Raw genomic sequence first — 26235 nt, 5'->3', positions numbered from 1 at the left:
ATGACGATCACACAGGCGGGGGCGTTGCACGTGGTGGCAACGCCGATAGGCAACCTGGGCGACCTGACGGTGCGGGCGCGCGAGGTGCTGGCGTCAGTGGATGCGATCTGCGCCGAGGACACCCGCCACACCCGCCAGCTTCTGGGTGCCCTGGGCATCGAGCGCCCGCTGCTGGCGTTGCATGAACACAACGAAGCCGACATCGCCTGGAAGCTGGTCGAACGCCTGAAGGCCGGCGAGTCGCTGGCCCTGGTTTCCGACGCCGGCACGCCGCTGGTCAGCGACCCGGGCTACCGCCTGGTGCGCGAGGTGCGCGCGGCGGGCCTGCGGGTGGTGCCGGTGCCCGGGGCGTGCGCGGCGATCGCGGCCTTGTCGGTCGCCGGCGTGCCCAGCGACCGCTTCTGCTTCGAAGGCTTCCTGCCGGCGAAATCCGGCGCCCGGCGCGAGCGGCTGGCCGAACTGGCGCGCGAACCCCGCACGCTGGTGTTCTACGAAAGCTCACACCGCATCGAGGAATCGCTGGCGGACCTGGTGGCGGTTTTCGGACCCGAACGCGAGGCGGTCCTGGCACGCGAGCTGACCAAGCTCTTTGAAACCGTGCTCGGCGACACCCTGGCCGACCTGGTCGAACGGGTCGCCGCCGACGAAAACCAGCGCAAGGGCGAGTTCGTGCTGGTCGTGCGCGGCTGCGAAGACGACCAGGAGGCCCGGCTGATCGAAGGCCAGCGCATCTACGCCAAGCTGGCCGAACACCTCAAGCCGTCGGTTGCGGCCCGCCTCGCGGCCGACCTCAGCGGCGCCCCCCGCAAGGCGCTCTACGGGGGCTGAGCCCAAAGCTGTGCGAGAATCCGCCCCGGCGGAGTCGGCCGAGGCAGTCGCGTCGCAGCAATGCGCCGAGGAAAGTCCGGGCTCCATAGAGCAGGGTGCCAGGTAACGCCTGGGCGGCGTGAGCCGACGGAAAGTGCAACAGAAAACAAACCGCCGAACGGCCCGCAAGGGTGCGTGGTAAGGGTGAAACGGTGGGGTAAGAGCCCACCGCCCGGGGGGACAACGCCCCGGGGCACGGCAAACCCCACCTGGAGCAAGGCCAAATAGGGGTGCGATGGCATGGCTCGTGCCGCACCCGGGTTGGCTGCTTGAGGCCTGCGGTGACGCAGGTCCCAGAGGAATGACTGTCCACGACAGAACCCGGCTTAATGGCCGGCTCCGCCACTTCCTCTTCTCGCCGATTGCGCAATCGCCCCCTCCGGGGCGGGCCGGCGGCTGTGCGCGCCGGTTTGGGCCACGCGTAGTGACGTGTTTCACGGCTTTGGATCAAATCCATGTGAAACAACAGTTGCCGAATGGTTCTTAAACAAGACTCTCAAGTATCGCGCAAGGCTTTGATCCGCCTACCGAATTTAGCCCCCGATTGTCCTTGACACCCCGTAGGGGCAGGTCTAACGTGGACATCCGAGGGGAATCCCGGTTTTTTGTGGTTTTTAGTGGGCGAGGGCGGACGCAGCGCATGTTCCAGGGCGAAACGGCGATCACGATCGATGACAAGGGGCGGCTGGCCATTCCCACGGCCTACCGCGACCAGGTCGCGCGCGCCTGCGGCAACCGCCTGGTCGTCACCTACAACCCCTACGAAGCCGGCTGCCTGTGGCTCTATCCGGAAGCCACCTGGGAAAAGGTCCGCGACCAGGTCAACGCCCTGCCCAACGCCAAGCGCGTGCACCGCAACCTGCAGCTCAAGCTCGTCGGCGCGGCCACCGTGGTCGAGCCCGACGGCAACGGCCGCGTGACGTTGCCCGCCAGCCACCGCAACGCGGCCGGGCTGGAAAAGAAGGCGGTGCTGCTGGGCATGGGCGGCAAATTCGAATTGTGGAGCGAGCAGGCGCACCTCGCGCAGATCCGTCAGACCATCGGGGAAGACGAGATCAGCGAGGACATGCTCGACCTGAGGCTGTGACGGGGCTGGCCGGGATGCGTCCTGGAACGCAGCCCAGCCATCTCCCGGTGATGTGGGCGCAGGTCATGGACGGCCTGCAGGTGCGCAGGGATGGCAGGTATCTGGATGGCACGTTCGGGCGTGGGGGACATGCACGGGGCGTGCTCGACCGGCTGGGGCCGGATGGACGGCTGTTGGTGATGGACAAGGATCCGGAAGCGATCGCCACCGCACACGCGCTCTTTGGCGCGGACGGGCGGGTCTCCGCCCGCCGCGGCTCCTTCGCCGGCATGGCGGAGTGGGACGAGGCGGCCGCCGGCCTCGACGGCGTCCTGTTCGACCTGGGCGTGTCTTCGCCGCAGCTCGACGTCGCCGCGCGGGGTTTCAGCTTCGGCAAGGACGGTCCGCTGGACATGCGCATGGACCCCGAGTCCGGCGAAAGCGCCGCCGACTGGCTGGCGCGCGCCGACGAACGCGAGATCGCCGACGTGCTGTGGACCTACGGCGAGGAAAAGCTCAGCCGCAAGATCGCCCGCACGATCGTCGCCCGCCGCGGCGAAACCCCGCTCGAGCGCACCGGGCAACTGGCCGACCTGATCGCCTCGGTGCTCGGCCGCGGCGACGGCAAGATCCACCCCGCGACTCGCAGCTTCCAGGCCATTCGCATCTACATCAACCGCGAACTCGAGGATCTCGAGGCCGGGCTCGACGCCGCGCTCAAGGTGCTCAAGCCAGGCGGCCGGCTGGCGGTGATCAGCTTCCACTCGCTCGAAGACCGCATCGTCAAGCAGTTCATCAACCGCCACGCCAAGGCGCCGCCGGGCAACCGCCGGATGCCGGTCGAATTGCCGTTCACGCCGGTCCTGCGCGACCACGGCGGCGCCCTGCGCGCCACGCCCGAAGAAGTGCGCGACAACCCGCGGGCCCGCAGCGCGGTGCTGCGCGTGGCCGAAAAACTCGACGTGCAGGTGCCGCCGGCATGAGCCTTCGCCACTTCCTGATCTTCGTGCTGGCGCTGGCGGTGATGTCCAGCGCCCTGGGCGTGGTCTGGGCGCGGCACCTGCATCGCCAGGCCTACATCGCGCTGAGCACCCTGGAAGGCCAGCGCGACGAACTCAACATCGAATTCGGGCGCCTGCAGCTCGAACAGGCCACCTGGTCCGAGGCCAATCGCATCGAACAGGTCGCTGGTACCCGCCTGGGCATGACCTTCCCAGCCGACACCGACATCGTGGTGCTGCAGCCATGAGCGGACGCAGCAACTACAGCCCGCGCAAGCGCCTGATGGTGGTCGGCGGCATCCTGGGCTGCTGCTGCGCCGTGCTGGTCGCGCGCGCCGCGCACCTGCAGGTGGTCAGCGAGGAGTTCTACCAGCGCCAGGGCGACGCCCGTTTCCTGCGCGAAATCCCCATCGCCACCTCGCGCGGCATGATCACCGACCGCAACGGCGAACCGCTGGCGGTGTCGTCGCCGGTCGAGTCGATCTGGGCCAACCCGCAGGAACTGCTGCTGCACCCCGACCGCCTGCCCGAGCTGGCCCGGTCGCTGTCGATCCCGGAGGACGTGCTGACCCGGCGCGTGTCCGAGCGCGCCGACAAGGAGTTCGTCTACCTGCGCCGGCACCTCAATCCGGACGTCGCCGAGTCGATCACCGGGCTGGGCATCCCCGGCGTGTATTCGCAGCGCGAATTCCGCCGCTTCTACCCCTACGGCGAGGTGATGGCCCACGTGCTGGGCTTCACCAACATCGACGACCAGGGCCAGGAAGGCCTGGAGCTGGCCTTCAACGACTGGCTGACCGGCAAGGAAGGCAGGCAGCGGGTGATCCGCGACCGCCGCGGCCGCATCGTCGAGAACGTCGACCTGGTCGAAGCCGCCGAGGACGGCAAGGAGCTGGCGCTGTCGATCGACCGCCGCATCCAGTACCTGGCCTATCGCGAGCTCAAGTCGGCCCTGGTCGAAACCGGCGCCTCCAGCGGTTCGGTCGTGGTGCTGGACGTGCCCACCGGCGAAGTGCTGGCGATGGTCAACCAGCCGTCGTACAACCCCAATTCGCGGGTCGGCGCCGACGCCGAATCGCGCCGCAACCGCGCGGTCACCGACGTGGTCGAACCCGGCTCGGTCATGAAGGCCTTCACCCTGGCCGCGGCCCTGGAAGCGGGCAAGTTCACCCCGGCGTCGCTGGTGCACACCGCGCCGGGTTACACGACGCTGCCCGGCGGCTACACGGTCAAGGACTTCCGCAACTACGGCACGCTCACCCTGGCGGGCATCCTGACCAAGAGCTCCAACGTCGGCGCCATCAAGGTGTCCAACGAGCTCAGCGCCGAGCACCAGTACGACATCTACCGGCGCTTCGGCCTGGGCCAGCGCAGCGGCAGCGGTTTCCCGGGCGAACTGACCGGCGTGCTGACGCCGGCCGCGACCTGGGGCCCGACCGAAAAAGCCACCATTTCCTACGGCTACGGCCTGTCGGTGACGCCGCTGCAGCTTGCCCGCGCCTACGCGGCGGTGGGCAACGGCGGCCGGTTGATGGAGGTCACCTTCGTCAAGGGACACGCCAGCAAGGGCGTCCAGGTGATCGACCCGGCCGTCGCCACCCAGCTGATGGGCATGCTCGAAACCGTCGTCGGCCCCGAGGGCACCGCCCGCCGCGCCGCGGTGCTGGGCTATCGCGTCGCCGGCAAGACCGGCACCTCGCGCAAGGCCAGCGGCGGTGGTTACGCCGCCAATCGCCACGTGGCGGTGTTCGTCGGCCTGGTGCCGGCGACCAACCCGCGTTTTGCCATGGCCGTGGTCATCCACGAACCGCAGGGCCTGGAGTACGGCGGCGGCGCGGTTTCGGCGCCGGTGTTCCACCGGGTGATGGAAGGCGCGCTGCGGCTGATGGACGTGCCGCCGGACGACATCCAGGGCTGGTACGCGGCGCAATCGAAGAACCAGGCGCGGCAGGACCGCAGCCGCGCCCCGGCCCCGGCCGCGCCCGCGCAGGAGGTGTCGCCGTGACCCGCGCGATGCCGCTGCACCAATTGCTCGAAGGCCTGGCGCTCGCACCGCCCGGGCTCGACCCGCTGGTGCGCGGCCTGGGCGCCGACAGCCGCGACCTGCGGGAAGGCGATGCCTTCATCGCGCTGGCCGGCGAACGCACCCACGGCCTGCGCCATCTTGGCCAGGCCGAAGCCGCCGGCGTCAGCGTCATCCTGTTCGAACCGCCGGCGCCGGACGGCATGGCGCTGCCGGCGAACGCCGTCGCCTTCCCGGGCCTGCGCGCCCGCCAGGGTGAGCTGGCGAACCGTTTCTACGATGCGCCGTCGAAGGCGATGCGCGTCGTCGGCGTCACCGGCACCAATGGCAAGACCTCGACCGTGCAGCTGATCACCCAGGCCCTGGCCCTGGCAGGGGTCACGGCCGGCAGCATCGGCACGCTGGGTGCCGGCCTGCATGGCCAGCTCCGCCCCGGCGAGCGCACCACGCCCGACGTGGTGGCGGTGCATCGCCTGCTGGCGGGCATGCGCGACGACGGCGCCAGCCACGTCGCGATGGAAGTCAGCTCGCATGCCCTGGCCCAGGGGCGGGTCGATGCCGTCGCCTTCCAGGTGGCGGTGTTCACCAACCTCACCCGGGACCATCTGGATTTCCACGGTTCCATGCAGGCCTACGGCGAGGCCAAGGCGCTGCTGTTCGACTGGCCGGGCCTGGACGCCGTCGTGATCAACCTCGACGACGCCTTCGGCGTGCGCCTGGCCGCACGCATCGCGCCGGAGGTTCGTTTCATCGGCACCAGTGCGCGCGGCGCGTCGCAGGCCAGCCTGCGTGCGGACGCGGTGCGCCTCGGGCCCGAGGGCCTGCATTTCGAACTTGCCGAGGCCGGCGAACGGCATCCGGTGGTTTCGCCGCTGCTGGGCCGCTTCAACGTCGACAACTTGCTGGCGGTCGCCGGCACCCTGCGTGCCCTGGGCTGGTCCCTGGCCGAGGTCGCGGCGATGCTGCCGCGGCTGTCGCCGGTTGGCGGCCGCATGAGCCGCGTCGGCGGCGTGCAGGGCCAGCCGCTGGTGGTCGTGGACTACGCCCACACGCCGGACGCACTGGAGCAGGCCCTGGCCAGCCTGCGCGAGCACACCCCCGGCCGCCTGACCTGCGTGTTCGGCTGTGGCGGCGAACGCGACGCCGGCAAGCGCCCGCAGATGGCCGCCATCGCCGAAGCCGGCGCCGACCGGATCATCGTCACCGACGACAACCCGCGCAACGAAGACGGCGACGCCATCGTCGCCGCCATCCTCGCCGGCTTCAGCCGCGCCGACGTCGCCCGGGTCGAACGCGACCGTCGCCGCGCCATCGCCCTGGCCCTGGAAAACGCCGGTGCCGGCGACATCGTGCTGGTGGCGGGCAAGGGCCACGAGCCCTACCAGGAAATCGCCGGCGTGCGCCACGCCTTCGACGACCTGCAGGTCGCCCGCGGCCTGCTGGAGGCGCGCGCATGAGGCCGCTGCTGCTCTCGCAGGTGGCGCGCTGGGTCGAAGGCCGGCAGCTGGGCAACGACGTCGAAGTGACGTCGGTGGCCACCGACACCCGCAACCTGTCGCCGGGCGCGCTGTTCGTGGCCCTGCGCGGTGAGCGCCACGACGGCCACGACCTGGCCGCGCAGGCCCTGGCCGCCGGAGCCGCGGCGCTGCTGGTGCAGCGCGAAGTGGACTGCCCGCTGCCGCAGGTGCTCTGCGCCGACACCCAGGACGCGCTGGGCGAGCTGGCGGCCGGCGTGCACCAGGGCCGTCCGGCGGTGGTGGTCGGCCTGACCGGCAGCAACGGCAAGACCTCGGTCAAGACGCTGCTGCTGGCCATTCTTTCGCGCGCGGGCAAGGCCTATGCCAACCCGGGCAACCGCAACAACGAAATCGGCCTGCCGCTGGCGGCACTCGACGCCCCCGAGGACGCGCGGTTCGCGATCTACGAAATGGGCGCCGGCAAGCCGGGCGACATCGCCTACCTGGCCTCGATCACGCCACCGCAGGTGTCGCTGGTCAACAACATCATGCCGGCGCACCTCGAGCGCATGGGCAGCCTGCTCGGCGTCGCCGAAACCAAGGGTGCCATCTACGAAGCGCTGCCCGACGACGGCGTCGCGGTGGTCAACGCCGACGATACCTTCGCGCCCTGGTTCATGCAGCGCATCGGCACGCGCCGCTGCCTGCGCTTCGGACTCGAGAACGATGCCGACGTGCGCGCCAGCGCCCTGCAGCTCGGCCCCGATGCGTCCTTCTTTCGCCTGCACACGCCCGGCGGCGATGCCGACGTGGCGCTGCCGCTGGCCGGCCGCCACAGCGTGATGAACGCCCTGGCCGCGGCGTCGCTGGCGCTGGCCGCCGGTGCCTGCCTCGAGGATGTCGTCGCCGGCCTGCAGTCGGCGCCGGCCGTGCCCGGCCGCCAGGTCCCGCACCCGCTGCGCAACGGTGCGGTGCTGGTGGACGACAGCTACAACGCCAACCCGGGTTCGCTGGCCGCGGCCATCGCCGCGCTGGCCGAAACCGGCACCACCGCCTGGCTGGTGCTGGGCGACATGGGTGAGCTGGGCGAAGACGCGCAGGCGCTGCACGCCGAAGTCGGCGAACGGGCGCGTCGCGCCGGCATCAAGCGGCTGTGGACGGTCGGTGAACTCAGCGCCGCCGCCAGCCAGGCCTTCGGCGACGGCGGCCACCATTTCAAGGACCAGGCCGGCCTGCTGGCCGCGCTGGCGCCGGCGCTCGCCGCCGCGCCGGCGGGGCTGCGCTGCCTGGTCAAAGGCTCGCGCTCGAGCGCGATGGACAAGGTGGTCGCGGCGCTGCTGGCCGCCGACAGGCAAGGAGACGCCGACGATGCTGCTTGAACTGGCCCGCTGGCTGACCGGGATGGGGTGGATGCCGCCGCTGTTCGGCTACATCACCTTCCGCGCCATCCTGGGTGCCCTGACCGCGCTGCTGCTGTCGCTGTGGCTGGGTCCGGCGGTCATCGCCCGGCTGGCCCAGCTCAAGGGCGGCCAGCCGATCCGCAGCGATGGCCCGCAGACGCACTTCTCCAAGGCCGGCACCCCGACCATGGGCGGCGCCCTGATCCTGCTCACCATCGGCCTGTCCACCCTGCTGTGGGCCGACCTGCGCAATCGCTACGTCTGGGTGTTGCTGGCGGTGATGCTGGCCTTCGGCGCCATCGGCTGGCTCGACGACTGGATCAAGATCGTCAAGCGCGACCCGAACGGCCTGAAGTCGCGGCACAAGTACGCGCTGCAGTCGCTGTTCGGCCTGGGAGCCGCGCTGGCGCTGTTCTGGACCGCCGACCATCCCAGCAACACCACGCTCTACCTGCCGCTGCTCAAGGACTTCGCGCTGCCGCTGGGTGTCATGTTCGTGGTGGTCGCGTATTTCTGGATCGTCGGGTTCTCCAACGCGGTGAACCTGACCGACGGCCTCGACGGCCTGGCCATCATGCCCACCGTGCTGGTCGCGGCGGCCCTGGGCATCTTCGCCTACGCCTCGGGCAACGCGGTGTTCTCGAGCTACCTGCAGATCCCGCCGATCCCGGGCGCGGGCGAGATCACCATCTTCTGCGCCGCGATCGCGGGCGCCGGCCTGGGTTTCCTCTGGTTCAACACCTACCCGGCCATGGTCTTCATGGGCGACATCGGCGCGCTGGCGCTGGGCGCCGTGCTGGGAACGATCGCGGTCATCGTGCGCCAGGAGGCGATCCTGGTGCTGATGGGCGGCATCTTCGTGGTCGAGACGCTGTCGGTGATGATCCAGGTCGCCAGCTTCAAGCTGACCGGGCGGCGGGTGTTCCGCATGGCCCCCATCCACCACCACTTCGAGCTCAAGGGCTGGCCGGAGCCGCGCGTGATCGTGCGCTTCTGGATCATCTCCGTGATGCTCGTGCTGGTCGGCCTGGCCACATTGAAGGTGCGCTGAGATGAGCCGAATCGACGACCGCGCCGGCCAGGCCACCAAGCTCGAGCAGCTCGACGGCCGCTACGACCCGGTGCTGCTGGGCCTGGCGCTGCTGATGGCGGGGTTTGGCGTGGTGATGGTCGGCTCGAGTTCGATCGCGATCGCCGAGGGACTCGACGTCGGCCCCTTCCACTTCCTGGTCCGGCACGTGGTGTTCCTGGTCCTGGGCGGCGCGCTCGCGTTCGCGCTGATGCGCACCGAACTCAAGCTGATCGAGCGCTACAACCACCTGCTGCTGCTGGGCTGCATCGTGCTGCTGGGCCTGGTGTTCATGCCCGGCATCGGCCACACGGTCAACGGTGCCCAGCGCTGGATCAACCTGGGCGTGTCCAAGTTCCAGGCGGTCGAGGCGGTGAAGCTGCTGCTGATCGTCTGGCTGGCCAGCTACGTCGTGCGCTACCGCGACGACATCGGCGAGAAGTGGTCCACCCTGCTCAAGCCGCTGGGCGTGGCGGGTTTCCTGGTGCTGCTGCTGCTGGTGCAGCCCGACTTCGGCTCGGCCGCGCTGATCCTGGCGATCACCGGCGGCATGGTCTGGCTGGGCGGCGCCCGCATCGCCCACCTGGCCGCCATCGGCGCTTTGGCGCTGCCGGTGCTGGCGCTGGTCGCCGTCGCCGCGCCTTATCGCGTCGCGCGCCTGAAGTCCTTCCTCGACCCGTGGCAGGACCCGTTCAACGACGGCTTCCAGCTGACCCAGGCGCTGATCGCGATTGGTCGCGGCGAATGGTTCGGCGTCGGCCTCGGCGGCAGCGTGCAGAAGCTGTTCTACCTGCCCGAGGCGCATACCGACTTCATCTTCTCGGTCAGCGCCGAGGAGTTGGGATTCGCCGGGTCGGTCGCCATCATCGGTGTGTTCGCCCTGTTCAGCTGGCGCACCTTCCGGCTGGGCCTGCGGGCGGTGGAGATGCGGCGCTATTTCGCCGGCTTCTGCGCCTTCGGCGTCGGCCTGTGGATCAGCCTGCAGTCGTTCGTGTCCATCGGCGTCAACCTCGGCCTGCTGCCGACCAAGGGCCTGACCCTGCCGCTGATTTCGTCGGGTGGTTCGAGCGTGCTGGTGACCTGCACCGCGATCGGCCTGCTGCTGCGGGTGAGCTACGAGCTCGATCGCGCCGAGCGCCAGGTCGCACGCCTGCGCGGTGGCAGTGGCCACGCCGAAGACGAACCGGCGCCGGATGCCCGGCCGGCGGCGCAGTCGCCCGCCGCCGTGGCGCCACCGGCCGGCGTGCGCGGCGGCCGCGGTCGCATCGAACCCAAGATCGGAGCCGTCGCATGAGCGCCGTCTCCGCACCCGTGCTGATCCTCGCCGGTGGTACCGGCGGCCACATCTTCCCCGGACTGGCCGTGGCCCGGGCGCTGCGCGAGCGCGCGGTGCCGGTGGTGTGGCTCGGTTCGGCCGGCGGCATGGAAACCCGGCTGGTGCCGCCCGCCGGCATCGCCATTGAAACGATCTCGGTCAAGGGCCTGCGGGGCAAGGGCAGGCTGGCGCTGGTCAAGGCGCCGTTCCTGCTGCTGCGCTCGCTGGTCCAGGCGCTGTCCATCCTGCGTCGGCTGCAGCCGCGCGCGGTGATCAGCTTCGGCGGCTACGCCGCTGGCCCCGGTGGCATCGGTGCGTGGCTGCTGCGCCGCCCGCTGCTGGTGCACGAACAGAACCGTGCCCCGGGCCTGACCAACCGCGTGCTGTCGCGCCTGGCCCGTCGCGTGCTTTGCGGCTTCCCCGGCAGCTTTGCCGAAGGCCGCGCCGAAGTGGTGGGCAATCCGGTGCGCCCGGAAATCGCCGCGCTGCCGGTGCCGGCCGAGCGCCTGGCCGGTCGCAGCGGCCCGGCGCGCCTGCTGGTGCTGGGCGGCAGCCAGGGCGCGCATGCACTCAACCAGGTCCTGCCGCAGGTCCTGGCCGGCCTGCCGGCCGACCAGCGTCCGCAGGTGCGCCACCAGTGCGGCGAGCGCCATGCCGACGCCACCCGCGCCGTTTACGACGCCGCCGGCGTCACCGCCAGCGTCGAAGCCTTCATCGCCGACATGGCCGACGCCTACGCCTGGGCCGACCTGGTGGTCTGCCGCGCCGGCGCGCTGACCCTGGCCGAACTCTGCGCCGCCGGCGTGGGTTCGGTCCTGGTGCCTTTCCCGGCGGCGGTGGACGACCACCAGACCCGCAACGCCGACTACCTGGTCGGCGCCGGCGCCGCCGTGCTGGTGCCGGAAGGCGAGGGCTTCGCACAGCGCCTGGCCGCCGCCACCGCCCGCCTGTTGCCCGATGCCGACGCCCGCCAGGCGATGGCCGCCGCTGCGCGCGGCATCGCCCATGCCGACGCCGCCGGCCGCGTCGCCGACATCGTCATCCAGGAGGCCCGCGCATGATCCGCCGTCGCCTGCAGGAAACCGGCGACCTGGCCCGCGCCTTCCCGCGCGTGCACTTCATCGGCATCGGTGGCGTCGGCATGTCCGGCATCGCCGAGGTGCTGGTGACCCTGGGTTACCAGGTCTCGGGTTCGGACGCGGCCGATTCCGCCGCCACCCGCCGCCTGGTCACCCTGGGCGCCAGCGTGTTCCGCGGCCATGCCGCCGGCAACGTCGCCAACGTCGACGTCGTGGTCGTGTCGAGCGCCATCCGCGCCGACAACCCGGAGCTGATGGCGGCGCGTGAGCAGCGGATCCCCGTGGTGCCGCGCGCGGAGATGCTGGCCGAGCTGATGCGCTTCAAGCGCGGCATCGCCATCGCCGGCACGCACGGCAAGACCACCACGACCTCGCTGGTCGCCAGCGTGCTGAGCGAAGGCGGGCTCGATCCGACCTTCGTCATCGGCGGCCAGCTGCTGTCGGCCGGCGCCAATGCCCGGCTGGGCGGGGGCCAGTGGCTGGTGGCCGAGGCCGACGAAAGCGACGGCAGCTTCCTGCGCCTGAACCCGCTGGTCGCGGTGGTGACCAACATCGACGCGGACCACCTGGAAAACTACGGCGGCGACTTTGCCCGCGTGCAGGCCGCCTTCGACGAATTCCTGCACCGGCTGCCCTTCTATGGCCTGGCCGTGCTGTGCATCGACGACGAGGAAGTGGCGGCGCTGGCCGAACGCACGCCGCGCCACCTGGTCACCTACGGCCTGCGTGCGGAAGCCGACGTGCGCGCCAGCGACCTGCGCCAGGACGGCCCGGCCACGCGCTTCACCCTGCACCTGCCCGAAGCCGCGCCGCAGGCGGTCACCCTGAACCTGCCCGGCCAGCACAACGTGCTCAATGCCCTGGCCGCGGCCGCGATCGGCTGGCAGCTGGGCGTGACGCCCGCCCAGATCGCCAGCGCGCTGGAGAAATTCGAGGGCATCGGGCGCCGCTTCAACATCAAGGGCGAGCTCGACTTCGGTCGGGGCAAGGCGCTGCTGGTGGACGACTACGGCCACCATCCGCGCGAGCTCGAGGCGGTGTTCGCGGCCGCCCGCGGCGGCTGGCCGGACCGCCGGCTGGTGGTCGCGTTCCAGCCGCATCGCTACAGCCGCACCCGCGACCTGTTCGACGATTTCGCGGCGGTGCTGTCCAGCGCCGACGCCGTGGTGCTGGCCGATGTCTATCCGGCCGGCGAAGCGCCGATCGTCGGCGCCGACGCCAAGGCCCTGGCCCGCGCCATCCGCGCCCGCGGCCGCATCGACCCGGTGCTGGCCGGCCCGGTGCGCGAACTGCCGGCGGTGCTTGCCGACGTGCTCGAGGACGGCGACCTGCTGCTGGTGATGGGCGCCGGCGACATCGGCGCGGTCATCGCCGACCTGGCCGCGCACGGCATCCCGGGCAGCCCGACGGAGCCGCAGGCATGAACCAGGTCTTCCCCGCGCCGCGCCTCACCGACCCGGCCGGCTTCGGCCGCGTCGCGGTGCTGATGGGCGGCACCAGCGCCGAGCGCGAGGTGTCGCTGGCATCGGGCGGCAACGTGCTCGAGGCCCTGCGCGCGCGCGGCGTCGATGCCCATGCCGTCGACGGCATTCCCGCCCTGGTGTCGGCGCTGGTGGAAAAGCGCTTCGACCGCGTCTTCAACATCCTGCACGGCAACAAGGGCGGCGGCGAAGACGGCGTGCTGCAGGGCCTGTGCGAAGCCCTGGGCGTGCCGGTCACCGGCTCGGGCGTGCTCGGGTCGGCGCTGGCGATGGACAAGATCCGCAGCAAGCAGGTCTGGCTGGCCCTGGGCCTGCCGACGCCCCGCTACGTGCGCCTGGCCAAGGGCGCCGCGGTACATGACGCCGCCCGCGAACTCGGCCTGCCGGTCATCGTCAAGCCAGCCTGCGAGGGCTCGAGCGTGGGCATCACCCGCGTCTTCGACGAATCCGGTCTCGATGACGCGGTCGCGCTGGCGGCACGCTACCCCGGCGAACTGCTGATGGAGCAACTGGTCACCGGCGGCGAATACACCGTCGGCGTGCTGGGCGAGATCGCGCTGCCGTCGATCCGCATCGTGCCGGCCGGCGAGTACTACGACTACCACGCCAAGTACCAGGCCGACGACACCCAGTACCTGTGCCCGGGCCTGCGTGGCGACGACGAACTGGCGATGCGAGAACTGGCGTTGGCGGCCTTCCGCGCCGTCGGCTGCCGCGGCTGGGGCCGCGTCGACGTGATGCGCGATGCCGACGGCAACAACTGGCTGCTCGAGGTCAATACCGCGCCGGGCATGACCAGCCACTCGCTGGTGCCCAAGGCCGCCCGTGAGATGGGCCTGCCCTTCGAGGACCTGTGCTGGCGCGTGCTCGAGACCAGCCTGGCGGACGGGGAGGGCAGCCACGCATGAGCGCCCTGGTCCGCATTGCCGCCTGGACCCTGGCCATCGGCCTGGTCGCGCTGCCGGTGGTGGCCGTGCTCAACGGCTGGATCGCCGGGGATCGCTGGCCGATGCGGCGGCTGGCCGTGACCGGTGAGTTCCGCCAGGTCGACGAAGCGGCCGTGCGCGAGGCGGTGCTGCCGCACGTGCAGCGCGGCTTCTTCGCCGTCGACCTGGACGGCGTGCGCGACGACGTCGCCGGCCTGCCCTGGGTCGAGCGGGTGGAAGTGCGCAAGCGCTGGCCCGACCGGCTGGAAGTGCACCTGAGCGAACACACGCCGGTGGCGCGCTGGGCCGACGGCCGGATGCTCAGCGAGGACGGCCTGCTGTTCGCCGCCGCGCCGGGCGCCGGCGCCGGACTGCCTTTGTTCGACGGGCCGGAAGCCCGGGTCGGTGAACTGATGTCCTTCCACAGCCTGGCCCGGCCGCTGTTCCTGCCGCTGGGCCTGCAGGTCGAACAGGTGCGGCTGAGCGCCCGCGGCAGCTGGGAGCTGGTGCTCGACGACGGCACCCGGATCGAAGCCGGCCGCGGCGACCCGCAGGCGCGACTGGCCCGCTTCGCGCGGATGTTGCCGCAGCTGCGCCGGGACCCGGCGCGCCGGGTGGCGCGCGCGGATCTTCGCTACACGAATGGTTTCGCGATCGTCTGGGAAGACGTCGCGGTCGAAAAGGAAACAAGTGCATGAATCGCAAGGGTGACAAGTCGCTGATCGTGGGACTGGACATCGGCACCTCGAAGGTGACGGCGCTGGTGGGCGAGTACTCGCCGGGCCAGGAGATCGAGGTGATCGGCATCGGCTCGCACGAGTCGCGCGGCATGAAGCGCGGCGTGGTGGTGGACATCGAGTCCACCGTGCAGTCGATCCAGCGGGCCGTCGAAGAGGCCGAACTGATGGCCGGCTGCGAAATCCGGTCGGTGTACGCCTCGATCTCCGGCAGCCACACCCAGTGCCGCAACTCGCCGGGCATCGTGCCGGTGGCGGGCGGCGAAGTGACCTACGCCGACCTCGACCGCGTGCTCGAGGCCGCCAAGGCCGTGGCCGTGCCCGCCGACCAGAAGATCCTGCACGCCATCGCCCAGGAATACATCGTCGACAACTCGCAGGAAGGCATCCGCAACCCGGTCGGCATGTCCGGCGTGCGGCTGGAAGTGCGCGCGCACCTGGTCACCGGCGCCCAGTCGGCGGCCAGCAACGTCAGCAAGTGCGTGCAGCGCTGCGGGCTGCAGGTGGACGACCTGATCCTGAGCGCCCTGGCGTCGAGCACCGCCGTGCTGACCACCGACGAAAAGGAACTGGGCGTGGTGCTGGTGGACATCGGCGCCGGCACCACCGACATCGCGGTGTTCGTGCAGGGCGCGATCCGCCACTCGGCTTCGCTGCCGATCGCCGGCGACCAGGTCACCAACGACATCGCCCACCTGCTGCGCACGCCCACGCCCGAGGCCGAACAGATCAAGGTTCGCTACGCCTGCGCGCTGGCCCAGCTGGCCACCGCCGAGGAGTCGATCCAGGTGCCCAGCGTCGGCGACCGCCCGCCGCGTCGCCTGGCCCGCCAGGCGCTCGCCGAAGCGGTGCAGAACCGCTACGAGGAAATCTTCGAGCTCGTCCAGGCCGAGCTGCGCCGTTCCGGTTTCGAGGAACTGGTGCGCGCCGGCCTGGTGCTCACCGGCGGCGCCTCGCGCATGGAAGGCGTGGTCGAGCTGGCCGAGGAAATGCTGCACATGCCGGTGCGGGTGGGGATTCCCCAGCACGTGTCCGGCCTGGGCGAGGTGGTCGGCAACCCGGTGCATGCCACCGGCGTCGGCCTGCTGCTCTGGGGCAGCCAGATTGAACACCCGCGCCGGCCGACGCTGTCGGTGGGCAAGGCCGGGACGATTTGGACGAAGTTCAAGAACTGGTACCGAGGTGAGTTCTGAACGACGTCATGGATGCACGGGCAACACCAAAGCAAAAACAAAACAAGACAAACCCTGGATTCGAATCACGGAGGACGAGGACATGGCACATTTTGAACTGATCGAAAAGCTGGCACCCAATGCGGTGATCAAGGTCATCGGCGTCGGCGGCGGCGGTGGCAACGCCGTCGCGCACATGGTGAACGCGGGCGTGGAGGGCGTTGAGTTCATCACCGCCAACACCGACGCGCAGGCCATCAAGCAGTGCGGCGCCAAGCTGCAGCTGCAGCTTGGCGGCAACGTCACCAAGGGCCTGGGCGCCGGCGCCAACCCCGAGGTCGGCCGCCAGGCCGCGCTCGAGGATCGCGAGCGCATCGTCGAGGCGCTCGAGGGCGCCGACATGGTGTTCATCACCGCCGGCATGGGCGGCGGCACCGGTACCGGCGCGGCGCCGGTGGTGGCGCAGCTGGCCAAGGAGCTGGGCATCCTGACCGTCGCGGTCATCACCAAGCCGTTCCCGTTCGAGGGTCGCCGGCGCATGCAGGTGGCGCTCAAGGGCATCGAGGAGCTGAGCCACCACTGCGACTCGCTGATCACCATCCCCAACGAGAAGCTGATTACCGTGCTCGGCCGCCAGGCGACCATGGTGCAGGCCTTCCGCGCCGCCAACGACGTGCTGCTGGGCGCCGTGAAGGGCATCGCCGACCTGATCGTCAGCCCGGGCCTGATCAACGTCGACTTCGCCGACGTGCGTACCGTCATGTCCGAAATGGGCCTGGCGATGATGGGCACCGGCATCGCCCGCGGCGACGACCGCGCCCAGGCCGCCGCCGAGGCCGCCATCTCCAACCCGCTGCTTGACGAGGTCAACCTGTCCGGTGCCAACGGCGTTCTGGTCAACATCACCGCCGGCCCGGATTTCACCATGGCAGAGTTCGACGAGATCGGCCGCATCATCGAGGACTTCTCGTCCGAGGACGCCACGGTGGTCATCGGCACCTCGCTGGACCCGGAGATGCAGGACGAGGTGCGGGTGACCGTGGTGGCCACGGGCCTGAACCGCGGCGTCGTGCGCCAGCCGGTCCGGACCCCGGAGCGCGAAGCCCAGCGGCCGCCGGTCAAGCTGGTACGCAACGCCACCACCGGCATGGTGGACGAGGCGGCCACGGCCCAGGCCAATGGCACCGCGATGCCGGGTGCCAACCACCTGGGCCTGCGTTCCTCGGGCCGGGTCCAGGCCAGCGAGCCGGCCTCGGGCACGGCGACCGCGCTGGGCGAGCTGTCCAATGAGCACGCCTACCTGGACATCCCGGCCTTCCTGCGTCGCCAGGCCGACTGAGTGAGACGGCGGTCCCCGGCGCCCGACCAGGCGCCGGCCGGCCCGCCAACGGCCGACCTGGAGGGTCGGCCGCGTGGGACCCGCGGGCCTGGCCCGCGGCGCGTGTCCCCAGGGGGGAACAGGAAATCTTGGCCCGCCGGCTGGCCCGGCGGGCCCTTTTCCACCCCGGGAACCTGAACAAGGTTGCAAAATCAATACAACTGTTTGAATGTTAGGTTTTCGTTTGTTCCGCGGTGTGCTATCGTCCTCGACGGTTTTGCGCGCTCCTGCCCCGGAGAACGCTTCAAGATGATCAGACAACGCACTTTAAAGAATGTCATCCGCGCCACGGGTGTCGGTCTCCACAGCGGCGAAAAGGTCTACATGACCTTGCGACCGGCTGCGCCCGATACCGGCATCGTCTTCCGGCGCGTGGACTTCGACCAGCCCGTGGAAATCCACGCCAAGGCCGAAAAGGTCGGCGACACCAGCCTGTGCACGGCGCTGGTGGAAGGCAACGTGCGGGTCATGACCATCGAGCACCTGCTGTCGGCCATGGCCGGCCTGGGCATCGACAACGCCTACGTGGACCTGTCCACGGCCGAGGTGCCGATCATGGACGGTTCGGCCGGTCCCTTCGTGTTCCTGCTGCAGTCGGCGGGCATCGAAGAGCAGGAAAAGGCCAAGCGCTTCATCCGCATCAAGAAGCCGATCAAGGTCGAAGACGGGGACAAGTGGGCCCGGTTCGAGCCGTTCGAAGGCTTCAAGGTCGGTTTCACCATCGACTTCGCCCACCCCATCTTCAACAAGGCGACCTCGAGCACCGAGATCGACTTTTCCACGACCTCCTTCGTCAAGGAAGTCAGCCGCGCGCGCACCTTCGGTTTCATGAAGGACATCGAGTTCCTGCGCGAGCGCAACCTGGCCCTGGGCGGTTCGATGGACAACGCCATCGTGCTCGACGACTACCGCGTGCTCAACGACGACGGCCTGCGTTACGAGGACGAGTTCGTGAAGCACAAGATCCTGGACGCCATCGGCGACCTGTACCTGCTGGGCCACAGCCTGATTGGCGCCTTCTACGGCTACAAGTCCGGCCACGCGCTCAACAACCAGCTGCTGCGCACCCTGCTGGCCGATACCTCGGCCTGGGAAGAAGTGACCTTCGAGGACCCGGCCCTGGCGCCGATCTCGTACGCTCACCCGGCGCAGGCCGTCTGAGAACTGCGTCACGCTTCTTAACGCGTCTTAACGCAGCTTTAACTCCAGGTTAACGACATGCTCCGCCTGCCGGGGCATCATGCCCCGTCGGTGTCTTTCCGGGGCGACCCAGCCAGCCGCAGAAGCTGGTCGCGCAGTCCCGGATCCGAAACCGACTGGGCGGTGGCCCGCAGTGAATCGCGGACTGCCTCGGAGAGTGGCCTGGCTGTTCCGTTTCCCGCGGGGATGGCGGGTTCCGGTGGCGCCACTTTCACCACCAGCGTCCTGGCCTTGAGCCCGGCCGCGGCCGCCGCGCCCAGCAAGGCGTCGGCATGCAGCCGCAGCTTGGCTTTCCAGACCGGGGCGCTGACCAGGAACACCAAGTACTTGTCATCCACGTTGGCCAACTTGCATTGGCTGGCCAAGGTGGCGGGGAGACTCTGGCGAAGCACGGGGTCGAGTTCGCCCAGCCAACGGGCGCGTTCGACCACGCTGGCCAACCCGGTCCCGGACAGCGCCTCGAGGGCGCGCGGGGGCAGGGGGGCGGGTGGTGTGGCGCCGCGGACGAAAGGTTTGAATGACTTAGACATGATGAATGTCATCATCGCAGCAAATTTCCTCCGGTCGCCAAAAAAACTGGCGTTCGACCAGCCCAAGGTCGCCGCCACGGCGATTGGCGCGGTCACCCTGGTGCTGGGCCTGGCCTTCACGGCTGGTTTCCTGACCCGCGGCGCCGACGGCGCCGCCAAGGCCGAGATCGCCCGTCTGCAGGCCGAGTTCGACCAACAGGCGATCGAACTGGTCGCGGCCCGCGACGAAGCCCAGCTTGAAGTGAACGCCATCGCCGCCCGCGTCGGCGAGCTGCAGGCCCAGGCCAACCGCCTCAACGCCCTGGGCGACCGCCTCACCCAGGTCGGCAAGCTCAAGGATGGCGAGTTCAATTTCAGCGAGTTGCCCGGCCAGGGTGGCTCCGAGTCCGCCGAAGACGTGCCGTCCATGGAGTTGCTGGGCAGCCTGGACGCCCTCGAGGCCCAGTTCGCACACTCCGGCCGCCAGCTGTCGGTGCTTGAATCCATGCTCTTCAACCAGCGCGTGGACAGCCAGGCCACCCCGCACCGCATGCCGGCCCCGGGCTACATCTCCTCGCGTTACGGCAGCCGCAGCGACCCCTTCGGTCGCGGCCGCGCCCACCACGCCGGCATCGACATCGACGCCAACATGGGCGACCCGGTCACCGCGGCCGCCGAGGGCGTGGTCAGCTTCTCGGGCTGGCGCAATGGCTACGGCAACGTCGTCGAGATCGACCACGGCAACGGCTACAAGACCCGCTATGCCCACAACCAGGCCAACCTGGTGAAGGCCGGCGACGTCGTGCGCGCCGACCAGATGATCGCCAAGGTCGGCTCCACCGGCCGTTCCACGGGCTCGCACCTGCACTTCGAGGTGACCCTCAACGGCCGCCAGGTCAACCCGCGCAACTACCTGGACCGGGCCCGCGGTTGAGGCCCCCGGACGGGGCTTGATACCCCCGTCCCCGTCCCCACGTTAGACTAGACGGCCGCGACGCCCCGCCAGGGGCCGCCGCGGCCTTCTTCATTTCCGCGCGAGCGCCCGGCGCTCCCCAACCGGCTTTCCCAATGCTCAACAGCTTGCTCACCCGCATCTTCGGCAGCCGCAACGAGCGCCTGCTGCGCCAGTTCCAGAAGAACGTCGCCCGGATCAACGCCTACGAGCCCGAGCTCGAAAAGCTCGACGATGCCGCCCTCCGGGCCAAGACCGACGAGTTCAAGGCCCGGGTCGCCGACGGCACCAGCCTCGACGACCTGCTGCCCGAGGCCTTCGCGGTTTGCCGCGAAGCCTCCCGCCGGGCCCTGGGCCTGCGCCACTACGACGTCCAGCTGATCGGCGGCATGGTGCTGCACTCGGGCCGCATCGCCGAAATGCGCACCGGCGAGGGCAAGACCCTGGTCGCGACCCTGCCGACCTATCTGAATGCGCTGTCGGGCAAGGGCGTGCACGTGGTCACGGTGAACGACTACCTGGCCCGGCGTGACTCGGCCTGGATGGGCAAGCTCTACAACTTCCTGGGCATGTCGGTGGGCGTGGTCTACCCGGGCATGCCGCATTCGGACAAGAAGGGTGCCTACGGCGCCGACATCACCTACGGCACCAACAACGAATTCGGCTTCGACTACCTGCGCGACAACATGGCGCTGGGCAAGGACGACCGCTTCCAGCGGGGCCTGAACTTCGCCATCGTCGATGAAGTCGACTCCATCCTCATCGACGAAGCCCGCACGCCGCTGATCATCTCCGGCCCGGCCGACGAATCGCCCGAGCTCTACGTCAAGGTCAACCGCCTGGTTCCCAAGCTGGTCAAGCAGGAATCCGAGCAGGGCGAGGGCGACTACTGGGTCGACGAAAAGGGCAAGCAGGCGCACCTGTCCGAACAGGGCATGGAGCACGCCGAGCAGCTGCTGCGCGAGGCCGGCATCATCGGCGAGGACGACGGCCTGTACTCGGGCAACAACCTGGCGGTCGTGCACCACCTCAACGCCGCCCTGCGCGCCCACGCCATCTACCAGCGCGACGTCGACTACATCGTGCGCGACGGCGAGGTCATCATCGTCGATGAATTCACCGGCCGTACCCTGGCCGGTCGGCGCTGGTCGGACGGCCTGCACCAGGCGGTCGAGGCGAAGGAAGGCGTGCCGATCCAGCGCGAAAACCAGACCCTGGCCTCGATCACCTTCCAGAACTACTTCCGCATGTACGGCAAGCTGGGCGGCATGACCGGCACGGCCGACACCGAGGCCTACGAGTTCCAGACCATCTACAGCCTGGAGGTCGCGGTCATCCCGACCCACCGGCCGATGATCCGCAAGGATCATCCCGACCTGGTCTACCTGGCCCGCCCGGCCAAGTTCAAGGCCGTGGCCGAGGACATCAAGGAGTGTTACGGCCGCGGCCAGCCGGTCCTGGTCGGCACCACCTCGATCGAGACCTCGGAACTGCTGGCCAGGCAGCTCAAGGACGCCGGCATCCCGCACGAAGTGCTCAACGCCAAGCAGCACGAGCGCGAGGCGCAGATCGTCGCCAACGCCGGCCGCCCGAAGGCGGTGACCATCGCCACCAACATGGCCGGTCGTGGTACCGACATCGTGCTGGGCGGCTCGCTCGACGCCGAACTGGCCGCGCTGGGCGAAGACGCCAGCGAGATGGACAAGGCGCGGGTGAAGTCGGAGTGGCAAAAGCGCCACGACGAAGTGAAGGCCCTCGGCGGCCTGCACATCATCGGCACCGAGCGCCACGAAAGCCGCCGCATCGACAACCAGCTGCGCGGCCGCTCCGGCCGACAGGGTGACCCGGGTTCGTCCCGCTTCTACCTGTCGCTGGAAGACAACCTGATGCGCATCTTTGCCGCCGACTGGGTGCAAAAGGCCATGCGCGGCATGGGCATGAAGGAGGACGACGTCATCGAGTCCGGCCTGGTGACCAAGCAGATCCAGAACGCCCAGCGAAAGGTCGAGGCGCACAACTTCGACATCCGCAAGAACCTGCTCGACTTCGACGACGTCGCCAACGACCAGCGCAAGGTGGTCTACCAGCAGCGCAACGAACTGCTGGAAGCCGATTCGGTGAACGACGCCATCGTCGCCATCCGCGAAGACGTGCTCACCGAAACCGTGCGCCGCTTCGTGCCGGCCGAGTCCGTGGACGAACAGTGGGACCTGCCGGGCCTGGAACGCAGCCTGGCCGACGAATTCGGCGTGGTGGTCGACCTGCAGGGTCCCGCCGGCACCGAGGAAGCGATCGACGACGAGCGCATCCTGACCCTGGTGCTGGAAGCCGGCGAGAAGCTGTTCGCCGACAAGGAAGCGCAGCTTGGCGACGAGATGATGCGCCACCTGGAAAAGCACTTGATGCTCAACGTGCTCGACCAGAACTGGAAGGAACACCTGGCGCGCATGGACTACCTGCGCCAGGGCATCCACCTGCGCGGCTACGCCCAGAAGCAGCCCAAGCAGGAGTACAAGCGCGAGAGCTTCGAGCTGTTCACGCAGATGCTCGACAAGGTGAAGCAGGAAGTGGTTTCCATGCTGGCCCGTGTCCGCATCCGCAGCGAGGAAGAGGTCGCCGCGATGGAAGCGGCCGAGCGCCAGCGCGCGGCTGCCCAGGCCAACAAGATGCAGTTCCAGCACCCGGACACCGGCGGCTACGGCACCGAGGACGAAGCCGAACAGGCCCAGGCCCTGGCTGCCGAGGGCCGGGGCGTGCTGGCCCCGTCGACCCGCGAAGGCCCCAAGGTCGGCCGCAACGATCCCTGCCCCTGCGGCAGCGGCAAGAAGTTCAAGCAGTGCCACGGGAAGCTGGACTGAGCCGAGCGCATGCCCGGCGACCGACCTAAACCGGTACACGTGGTCGCGGCCGTCCTGCGGGACGCCCGTGGCCGCATCCTGCTGGCCCGGCGCACCGCCGGGCGCGACCTGGCCGGCGCCTGGGAATTCCCGGGCGGCAAGGTCGAGCCGGGGGAAAGCCCGCGCGAGGCGCTGGATCGCGAACTGCACGAAGAACTCGGCATCCGCGTCCTGGACGCCGTGCCCCTGGTCGCGGTGCCGCAGGCCTATCCTGACAAGCGCATCGTGCTGGACGTCTACACGGTGGATGCCTACGACGGCACCCCGCGCGGTCGCGAGCGCCAGGCCCTGGCCTGGTCGCCGCTGGAAAAACTGCATGGCTACCCGATGCCGCCCGCCGACCGCCCGGTGGTGGCGGTGCTGAGCCAGCCGCCGCGCTACCTGGTGAGCCAGGAGACCCTGGAACCCGCCGCCTGGCTGGCCCAGCTCGACAAGGCCCTGGCCGCCGGCGCCCGCCGCGTGCAGTTGCGCACGCGGGGCCTGAAGCCCCAGGTCCTGGCCGACCTGGCCATGGATGCCCGCACCCGCTGCAAGGCCGTCGGGGCCGACCTGCTGGTCAACGGCGAAGCCGGCCTGGCCGCCGACCTGGGCATCGGCCTGCACCTGCCGGCCCGGCAGCTGATGGCCCTGTCCGCCCGCCCCCTGCCCGAAGGCCAGGTGGTGGCGGCGTCCTGCCACGACGCCGATGAGCTGGCACAGGCCGAGGCCCTGGGCCTGGATTTCGCGGTGCTGGGCCCGCTGCGCGCCACCGGGAGCCATCCCGAGGCGGCCCCCATGGGCTGGGAGCGCTTCTCACGGCTACGTGAGGCGGTGTCACTGCCGATCTACGCCATCGGCGGCCTGCGCCCCGCCGACGTCGCCACGGCCCGCAGGCACGGCGCCCAGGGCGTCGCCGGCATCCGCGCCTTTTGGCCCCGCTAAACCCTGTGGGAGGGACTTCAGTCCCGAAAAGCCTTCGGGACTGAAGTCCCTCCCACAAGAGCGGAGTACTGCAGGTGCAGGCGCTGGATCGCCGCCTCAAGATCCGCCAACGAGCCATCGTTGACCACCACGTCGTCCGCCATCGCCAGCCGCTGCCTGCGCGAGGCCTGGGCCGCGATCATCTTGCGCGCCAGGGCGGCGTCCGCGCCGTCGCGTGCCTGCAGTCGCGCCATCTGCACCGCCTCGGGCACGTCGATGACCAGGATGCGCTGCAGCCAGGGGTAGGCGGCGCGGCCGCCGCCTTCGGCCAGCAGCGGAATCGCGACCACGGCGTAGGGCCCGGGTGCTTCGGCGCAGGCCTGGCGCAGCCAGGCGCGGATGGGCGGGTGCAGCAGCGCTTCCAGGTCGGCCCGGGCCTGGGGGTCGGCGAACACGCGTTGGCGCATTGCTGCCCGGTCCAGGCGGCCGTCCGGGCCGAGGGCGGAGGGTCCGAAGCGTCCGGCCACCGCCGCCAGCGCCGGCTGCCCCGGCTCGACCACCGCGCGTGCGGCGACGTCGGCATCGATCACGGCGACGCCGAGCGATTCAAAGACACGCGTGGCCGCGGACTTGCCCGAGGCCACCCCGCCCGTCACCGCGACCAGGACGCCAGCCATCGGCTCAGTTCAGGCCGCTGAAGTCGCGGTAGGCCTGCAGGATCTGCGGTCCCCAGATCAGCTGCACCCAGCCGGCCGCGGCCAGGAAGGGGCCGAAGGGGATGGGCGTGGCACGGTCGCGGCCGCGCAGGGCGAGCCACAGGCTGCCGACGATCGCGCCGATGAAGGACGACATCAGCACGATCGGCAGGATGCCGCCGACGCCACACCAGGCGCCCAGGGCGGCGAGCAGCTTGAAGTCGCCGTGGCCCATGCCTTCCTTGCCGGTGAGCAGCTTGAAGGCCCAGTACACGCTCCACAGGCTCAGGTAGCCGGCCAGGGCGCCGAAGATGGCCTGCACCGGCGACACGAACAGCGTGAACGTGGCCAGGCCCAGGCCGATCCAGAGCAGGGGATAGGTGAGCTGGTCGGGCAGCAGGGTCGTGCGCAGGTCGATGCCCGACATCGCCACCAGCAGGCCGGTGAAGACCAGCGCAGCCAGGCCTTCGGCACCGAAGCCGAAACGCCACAGGCAGGCTGCGAACAGCAGGCCGGTGGCCAGCTCGACGATCGGGTACTGCCAGGAGATCGGGCTGCCGCAGCCCCGGCACTGGCCGCGCAGCAGGAGGAAGCTGACCACGGGGATGTTTTCCCAGGGTGCCAGCCGGTGCCCGCATTTGGGGCAGGCCGAACGCTGCACGACGATGCCGGGCGGTGCCGGTTCGTACTGTTCCGGGAGTTCGAGGATCTCGCGACTGTCGCGCCGCCACTGCCATTCGAGCCGCGGCGGCAGGCGCAGGATCACGACATTCAGGAAGCTCCCGACCAGCAGGCCGAAGGCCAACGCAACGGCGGCCGAAAGGGCCGCCGAGGCCTGTAGCGCTTCAAGCATGGACGATCAGACCGTGGCAGCGAGCTTGAAGATCGGCAGGTACATGCCGATCACCATGCCACCGACCAGGATGCCGATGACCACCATGATGAAGGGCTCGAGCAGGCTGGTCAGGGCGTCGACGGAGTTGTCGACTTCCTGTTCGTAGAACTCGGCCACCTTCAGCAGCATGGTGTCCAGGGCGCCGGCCTCTTCGCCGATGGCGGTCATCTGCACCACCATGTGCGGGAAGATGCCGACCTGGCGCATGGCGACGTTGAGCTGGTAACCCACGGACACGTCTTCGCGGATGCGCTTGACGGCGTCGTTGTAGACGATCGAGCCGGTGGCGCCGGCCACGGTTTCAAGCGCTTCGACCAGGGGCACGCCGGCCTTGAAGGTAAGCGCCAGGGTGCGGGCGTACCGCGCGATGGCGGACTGGTGCAGGATCTGGCCGATGACCGGCAGCTTGAGCATCAGGCGGTCGAGCGTTCGCTGCAGGGCTTCCGAGCGCTTGTAGATGAACATGAAGCCGACCACCGAACCGACGGCGATCAGCAGCACCAGCCACCAGTAACTGGTCATGAAACGCGAGGCGTTCACGATCATCTGGGTGAAGGCCGGGAGGTCGGCGCCGAAACCCTGGAAGACGGCTTCGAACTGCGGCACCACGTAGATGAGCAGGATGGCGCTGACCAGGATCGCCACCGCGATGACGGCGGCCGGATAGAACAGCGCCTTCTTGATCTTGCCCTTCAGGGCTTCGGTGCGTTCCTTGTAGGTGGCGACCGTGTCGAGCACGGTGTCGAGCACGCCGGCCTGTTCGCCGGCGCGGGTGAGGTTGCGGTAGAGCAGGTCGAACTGCACCGGGTGCCGCGCCATCGCCTCGCTGAGCGAGCTGCCGCCGGCGATGTTGTCGCGGATGTCGGTGAGCATGTTGGACATGCGCGGGTTCTTCTGGCCGGTGGCCAGGATCTCGAAGCTTTGCACCATCGGCACGCCGGACTGCAGCATGGTGGCGATCTGGCGGCTGAACACCGCGATTTCCCGCGGGGAAACCGCCTTGCCGGCGGCGCCGAACAGCGGCTTGGACTTGGTCTTGACCACCGTCGGGTTGATGCCCTGCTTGCGCAGTTCCGCGCGGAGCAGGTTGGCGTTCTTGGACGAGGTCTCGCCCTTCATCTTGGCGCCGCGTTTGTCGGTGCCCTCCCAGATGAACTGCTGCATCTCGGAAGTGCGCGTAGCGGGGGCTTTCGCCTTGAGTGCGGTCGTCGCCATG

General features: G+C 69.7%; 22 protein-coding genes, 1 other RNA gene and 1 pseudogene. 20 read left to right on the top strand and 4 right to left on the bottom strand.

The features are described from left to right. The first annotated feature begins 6 nt into the window (after positions 1–6). From rsmI to lpxC, 17 genes and pseudogenes are all read left to right on the top strand, one after another. Entirely contained in the window at positions 7–828 is an 822-nt protein-coding gene (gene rsmI, locus N788_RS11310) for a 16S rRNA (cytidine(1402)-2'-O)-methyltransferase (protein WP_034225254.1), read from the top strand. Between the two features lie 30 nt (positions 829–858). Further along, positions 859–1212, top strand: an RNA gene (rnpB, locus tag N788_RS14055) — RNase P RNA component class A. Positions 1213–1507: 295 nt separating this feature from the next. Continuing rightward, positions 1508–1954 (top strand): division/cell wall cluster transcriptional repressor MraZ, encoded by a 447-nt coding sequence (gene mraZ / locus N788_RS11305; protein WP_034225128.1) that lies wholly within the window; start codon positions 1508–1510, stop codon positions 1952–1954. Between the two features lie 14 nt (positions 1955–1968). Beyond that, complete coding sequence (gene rsmH / locus N788_RS11300; protein ID WP_084696021.1) at positions 1969–2916, top strand: 16S rRNA (cytosine(1402)-N(4))-methyltransferase RsmH; 948 nt, start codon at positions 1969–1971, stop codon at positions 2914–2916. Further along, entirely contained in the window at positions 2913–3182 is a 270-nt protein-coding gene (gene ftsL, locus N788_RS11295; protein ID WP_034225126.1) for a cell division protein FtsL, read from the top strand. The genes rsmH and ftsL overlap by 4 nt, the downstream gene beginning before the upstream one ends. After that, positions 3179–5027 (top strand): annotated as a pseudogene (locus N788_RS11290) (peptidoglycan D,D-transpeptidase FtsI family protein); the annotation flags it as partial. The gene ftsL and the pseudogene N788_RS11290, both read left to right, overlap by 4 nt. Next, positions 4948–6414 (top strand): UDP-N-acetylmuramoyl-L-alanyl-D-glutamate--2,6-diaminopimelate ligase, encoded by a 1467-nt coding sequence (locus tag N788_RS11285; protein ID WP_425476483.1) that lies wholly within the window; start codon positions 4948–4950, stop codon positions 6412–6414. The pseudogene N788_RS11290 and the gene N788_RS11285, both read left to right, overlap by 80 nt. Further along, complete coding sequence (locus N788_RS11280; protein ID WP_034225122.1) at positions 6411–7793, top strand: UDP-N-acetylmuramoyl-tripeptide--D-alanyl-D-alanine ligase; 1383 nt, start codon at positions 6411–6413, stop codon at positions 7791–7793. The genes N788_RS11285 and N788_RS11280 overlap by 4 nt, the downstream gene beginning before the upstream one ends. Beyond that, positions 7783–8865: a phospho-N-acetylmuramoyl-pentapeptide-transferase gene (gene mraY, locus N788_RS11275; protein ID WP_034225120.1), complete on the top strand. Its 1083-nt coding sequence runs from the start codon at positions 7783–7785 to the stop codon at positions 8863–8865. Before N788_RS11280 ends, mraY begins: the two co-directional genes overlap by 11 nt. A 10-nt stretch (positions 8866–8875) precedes the next feature. Further along, a complete protein-coding gene (ftsW, locus tag N788_RS11270) occupies positions 8876–10177 on the top strand; it encodes a putative lipid II flippase FtsW (RefSeq protein WP_034225250.1) in 1302 nt (433 codons plus the stop codon). Continuing rightward, a complete protein-coding gene (murG, locus tag N788_RS11265) occupies positions 10174–11259 on the top strand; it encodes an undecaprenyldiphospho-muramoylpentapeptide beta-N-acetylglucosaminyltransferase (protein WP_034225118.1) in 1086 nt (361 codons plus the stop codon). Before ftsW ends, murG begins: the two co-directional genes overlap by 4 nt. Then, positions 11259–12701 (top strand): UDP-N-acetylmuramate--L-alanine ligase, encoded by a 1443-nt coding sequence (murC, locus tag N788_RS11260; RefSeq protein WP_034225248.1) that lies wholly within the window; start codon positions 11259–11261, stop codon positions 12699–12701. The genes murG and murC overlap by 1 nt, the downstream gene beginning before the upstream one ends. Beyond that, complete coding sequence (locus N788_RS11255; protein ID WP_034225116.1) at positions 12698–13666, top strand: D-alanine--D-alanine ligase; 969 nt, start codon at positions 12698–12700, stop codon at positions 13664–13666. The genes murC and N788_RS11255 overlap by 4 nt, the downstream gene beginning before the upstream one ends. Continuing rightward, positions 13663–14382, top strand: coding sequence for a cell division protein FtsQ/DivIB (locus N788_RS11250; protein ID WP_051924602.1), 720 nt, complete (start codon positions 13663–13665; stop codon positions 14380–14382). Before N788_RS11255 ends, N788_RS11250 begins: the two co-directional genes overlap by 4 nt. Then, positions 14379–15614, top strand: coding sequence for a cell division protein FtsA (ftsA, locus tag N788_RS11245; RefSeq protein WP_034225114.1), 1236 nt, complete (start codon positions 14379–14381; stop codon positions 15612–15614). The genes N788_RS11250 and ftsA overlap by 4 nt, the downstream gene beginning before the upstream one ends. An 82-nt stretch (positions 15615–15696) precedes the next feature. Beyond that, entirely contained in the window at positions 15697–16932 is a 1236-nt protein-coding gene (ftsZ, locus tag N788_RS11240) for a cell division protein FtsZ (protein ID WP_034225112.1), read from the top strand. A gap of 288 nt (positions 16933–17220) precedes the next feature. Next, positions 17221–18132 (top strand): UDP-3-O-acyl-N-acetylglucosamine deacetylase, encoded by a 912-nt coding sequence (lpxC, locus tag N788_RS11235; protein WP_034225110.1) that lies wholly within the window; start codon positions 17221–17223, stop codon positions 18130–18132. A gap of 77 nt (positions 18133–18209) precedes the next feature. Here lpxC and N788_RS11230 read toward each other — a convergent pair whose 3' ends face one another. Beyond that, positions 18210–18701 (bottom strand): DciA family protein, encoded by a 492-nt coding sequence (locus N788_RS11230; RefSeq protein WP_051924601.1) that lies wholly within the window; start codon positions 18699–18701, stop codon positions 18210–18212. Between N788_RS11230 and N788_RS11225 the strand changes: the two genes are divergently transcribed. The 3 genes from N788_RS11225 to N788_RS11215 all read left to right on the top strand — a co-directional run bounded on the left by N788_RS11225 (position 18700) and on the right by N788_RS11215 (position 23450). Next, complete coding sequence (locus N788_RS11225) at positions 18700–19614, top strand: M23 family metallopeptidase (RefSeq protein ID WP_051924600.1); 915 nt, start codon at positions 18700–18702, stop codon at positions 19612–19614. The two genes, N788_RS11230 and N788_RS11225, sit on opposite strands and share 2 nt — an antisense overlap. Before the next feature lie 134 nt (positions 19615–19748). After that, positions 19749–22490: a preprotein translocase subunit SecA gene (gene secA, locus N788_RS11220; protein WP_034225106.1), complete on the top strand. Its 2742-nt coding sequence runs from the start codon at positions 19749–19751 to the stop codon at positions 22488–22490. Positions 22491–22499: 9 nt separating this feature from the next. Beyond that, positions 22500–23450, top strand: coding sequence for a Nudix family hydrolase (locus N788_RS11215; protein WP_034225104.1), 951 nt, complete (start codon positions 22500–22502; stop codon positions 23448–23450). A gap of 17 nt (positions 23451–23467) precedes the next feature. Here N788_RS11215 and coaE read toward each other — a convergent pair whose 3' ends face one another. Genes coaE through N788_RS11200 form a run of 3 tightly spaced genes read right to left on the bottom strand, consistent with a single transcriptional unit; the run spans position 23468 to position 26234 of the window. Further along, complete coding sequence (gene coaE, locus N788_RS11210) at positions 23468–24106, bottom strand: dephospho-CoA kinase (protein WP_034225102.1); 639 nt, start codon at positions 24104–24106, stop codon at positions 23468–23470. A 4-nt stretch (positions 24107–24110) separates the two neighbouring features. Continuing rightward, positions 24111–24977 carry a prepilin peptidase gene (locus N788_RS11205; RefSeq protein WP_034225100.1) on the bottom strand — a complete coding sequence of 289 codons (867 nt, stop codon included), beginning with the start codon at positions 24975–24977 and terminating at the stop codon, positions 24111–24113. A gap of 6 nt (positions 24978–24983) precedes the next feature. Next, positions 24984–26234 carry a type II secretion system F family protein gene (locus tag N788_RS11200; RefSeq protein ID WP_034225098.1) on the bottom strand — a complete coding sequence of 417 codons (1251 nt, stop codon included), beginning with the start codon at positions 26232–26234 and terminating at the stop codon, positions 24984–24986. Between the last annotated feature and the right edge of the window lies 1 nt (position 26235).

It is taken from the genome of Arenimonas donghaensis DSM 18148 = HO3-R19 (assembly GCF_000743535.1).
Lineage (GTDB): Bacteria > Pseudomonadota > Gammaproteobacteria > Xanthomonadales > Xanthomonadaceae > Arenimonas > Arenimonas donghaensis.
The sequence above is the reverse complement of the archived record's forward strand: the minus strand, read 5'-3'. Positions and strand labels throughout refer to the sequence as shown.

Bases quoted from the DNA above. Each gene is read 5' to 3' on its own strand.
- N788_RS11215 (WP_034225104.1), top strand. From the start codon at position 22,500: ATGCCCGGCGACCGACCTAAACCGGTACACGTGGTCGCGGCCGTCCTG.
- murG (WP_034225118.1), top strand. From the start codon at position 10,174: ATGAGCGCCGTCTCCGCACCCGTGCTGATCCTCGCCGGTGGTACCGGC.
- secA (WP_034225106.1), top strand. From the start codon at position 19,749: ATGCTCAACAGCTTGCTCACCCGCATCTTCGGCAGCCGCAACGAGCGC.
- N788_RS11200 (WP_034225098.1), bottom strand. From the start codon at position 26,234: ATGGCGACGACCGCACTCAAGGCGAAAGCCCCCGCTACGCGCACTTCC.
- N788_RS11225 (WP_051924600.1), top strand. From the start codon at position 18,700: ATGATGAATGTCATCATCGCAGCAAATTTCCTCCGGTCGCCAAAAAAA.
- N788_RS11205 (WP_034225100.1), bottom strand. From the start codon at position 24,977: ATGCTTGAAGCGCTACAGGCCTCGGCGGCCCTTTCGGCCGCCGTTGCG.
- ftsL (WP_034225126.1), top strand. From the start codon at position 2,913: ATGAGCCTTCGCCACTTCCTGATCTTCGTGCTGGCGCTGGCGGTGATG.
- N788_RS11280 (WP_034225122.1), top strand. From the start codon at position 6,411: ATGAGGCCGCTGCTGCTCTCGCAGGTGGCGCGCTGGGTCGAAGGCCGG.
- mraZ (WP_034225128.1), top strand. From the start codon at position 1,508: ATGTTCCAGGGCGAAACGGCGATCACGATCGATGACAAGGGGCGGCTG.
- coaE (WP_034225102.1), bottom strand. From the start codon at position 24,106: ATGGCTGGCGTCCTGGTCGCGGTGACGGGCGGGGTGGCCTCGGGCAAG.
- N788_RS11250 (WP_051924602.1), top strand. From the start codon at position 13,663: ATGAGCGCCCTGGTCCGCATTGCCGCCTGGACCCTGGCCATCGGCCTG.
- N788_RS11285 (WP_425476483.1), top strand. From the start codon at position 4,948: ATGCCGCTGCACCAATTGCTCGAAGGCCTGGCGCTCGCACCGCCCGGG.
- rsmH (WP_084696021.1), top strand. From the start codon at position 1,969: ATGCGTCCTGGAACGCAGCCCAGCCATCTCCCGGTGATGTGGGCGCAG.
- mraY (WP_034225120.1), top strand. From the start codon at position 7,783: ATGCTGCTTGAACTGGCCCGCTGGCTGACCGGGATGGGGTGGATGCCG.
- lpxC (WP_034225110.1), top strand. From the start codon at position 17,221: ATGATCAGACAACGCACTTTAAAGAATGTCATCCGCGCCACGGGTGTC.
- ftsZ (WP_034225112.1), top strand. From the start codon at position 15,697: ATGGCACATTTTGAACTGATCGAAAAGCTGGCACCCAATGCGGTGATC.
- N788_RS11230 (WP_051924601.1), bottom strand. From the start codon at position 18,701: ATGTCTAAGTCATTCAAACCTTTCGTCCGCGGCGCCACACCACCCGCC.
- ftsA (WP_034225114.1), top strand. From the start codon at position 14,379: ATGAATCGCAAGGGTGACAAGTCGCTGATCGTGGGACTGGACATCGGC.
- N788_RS11255 (WP_034225116.1), top strand. From the start codon at position 12,698: ATGAACCAGGTCTTCCCCGCGCCGCGCCTCACCGACCCGGCCGGCTTC.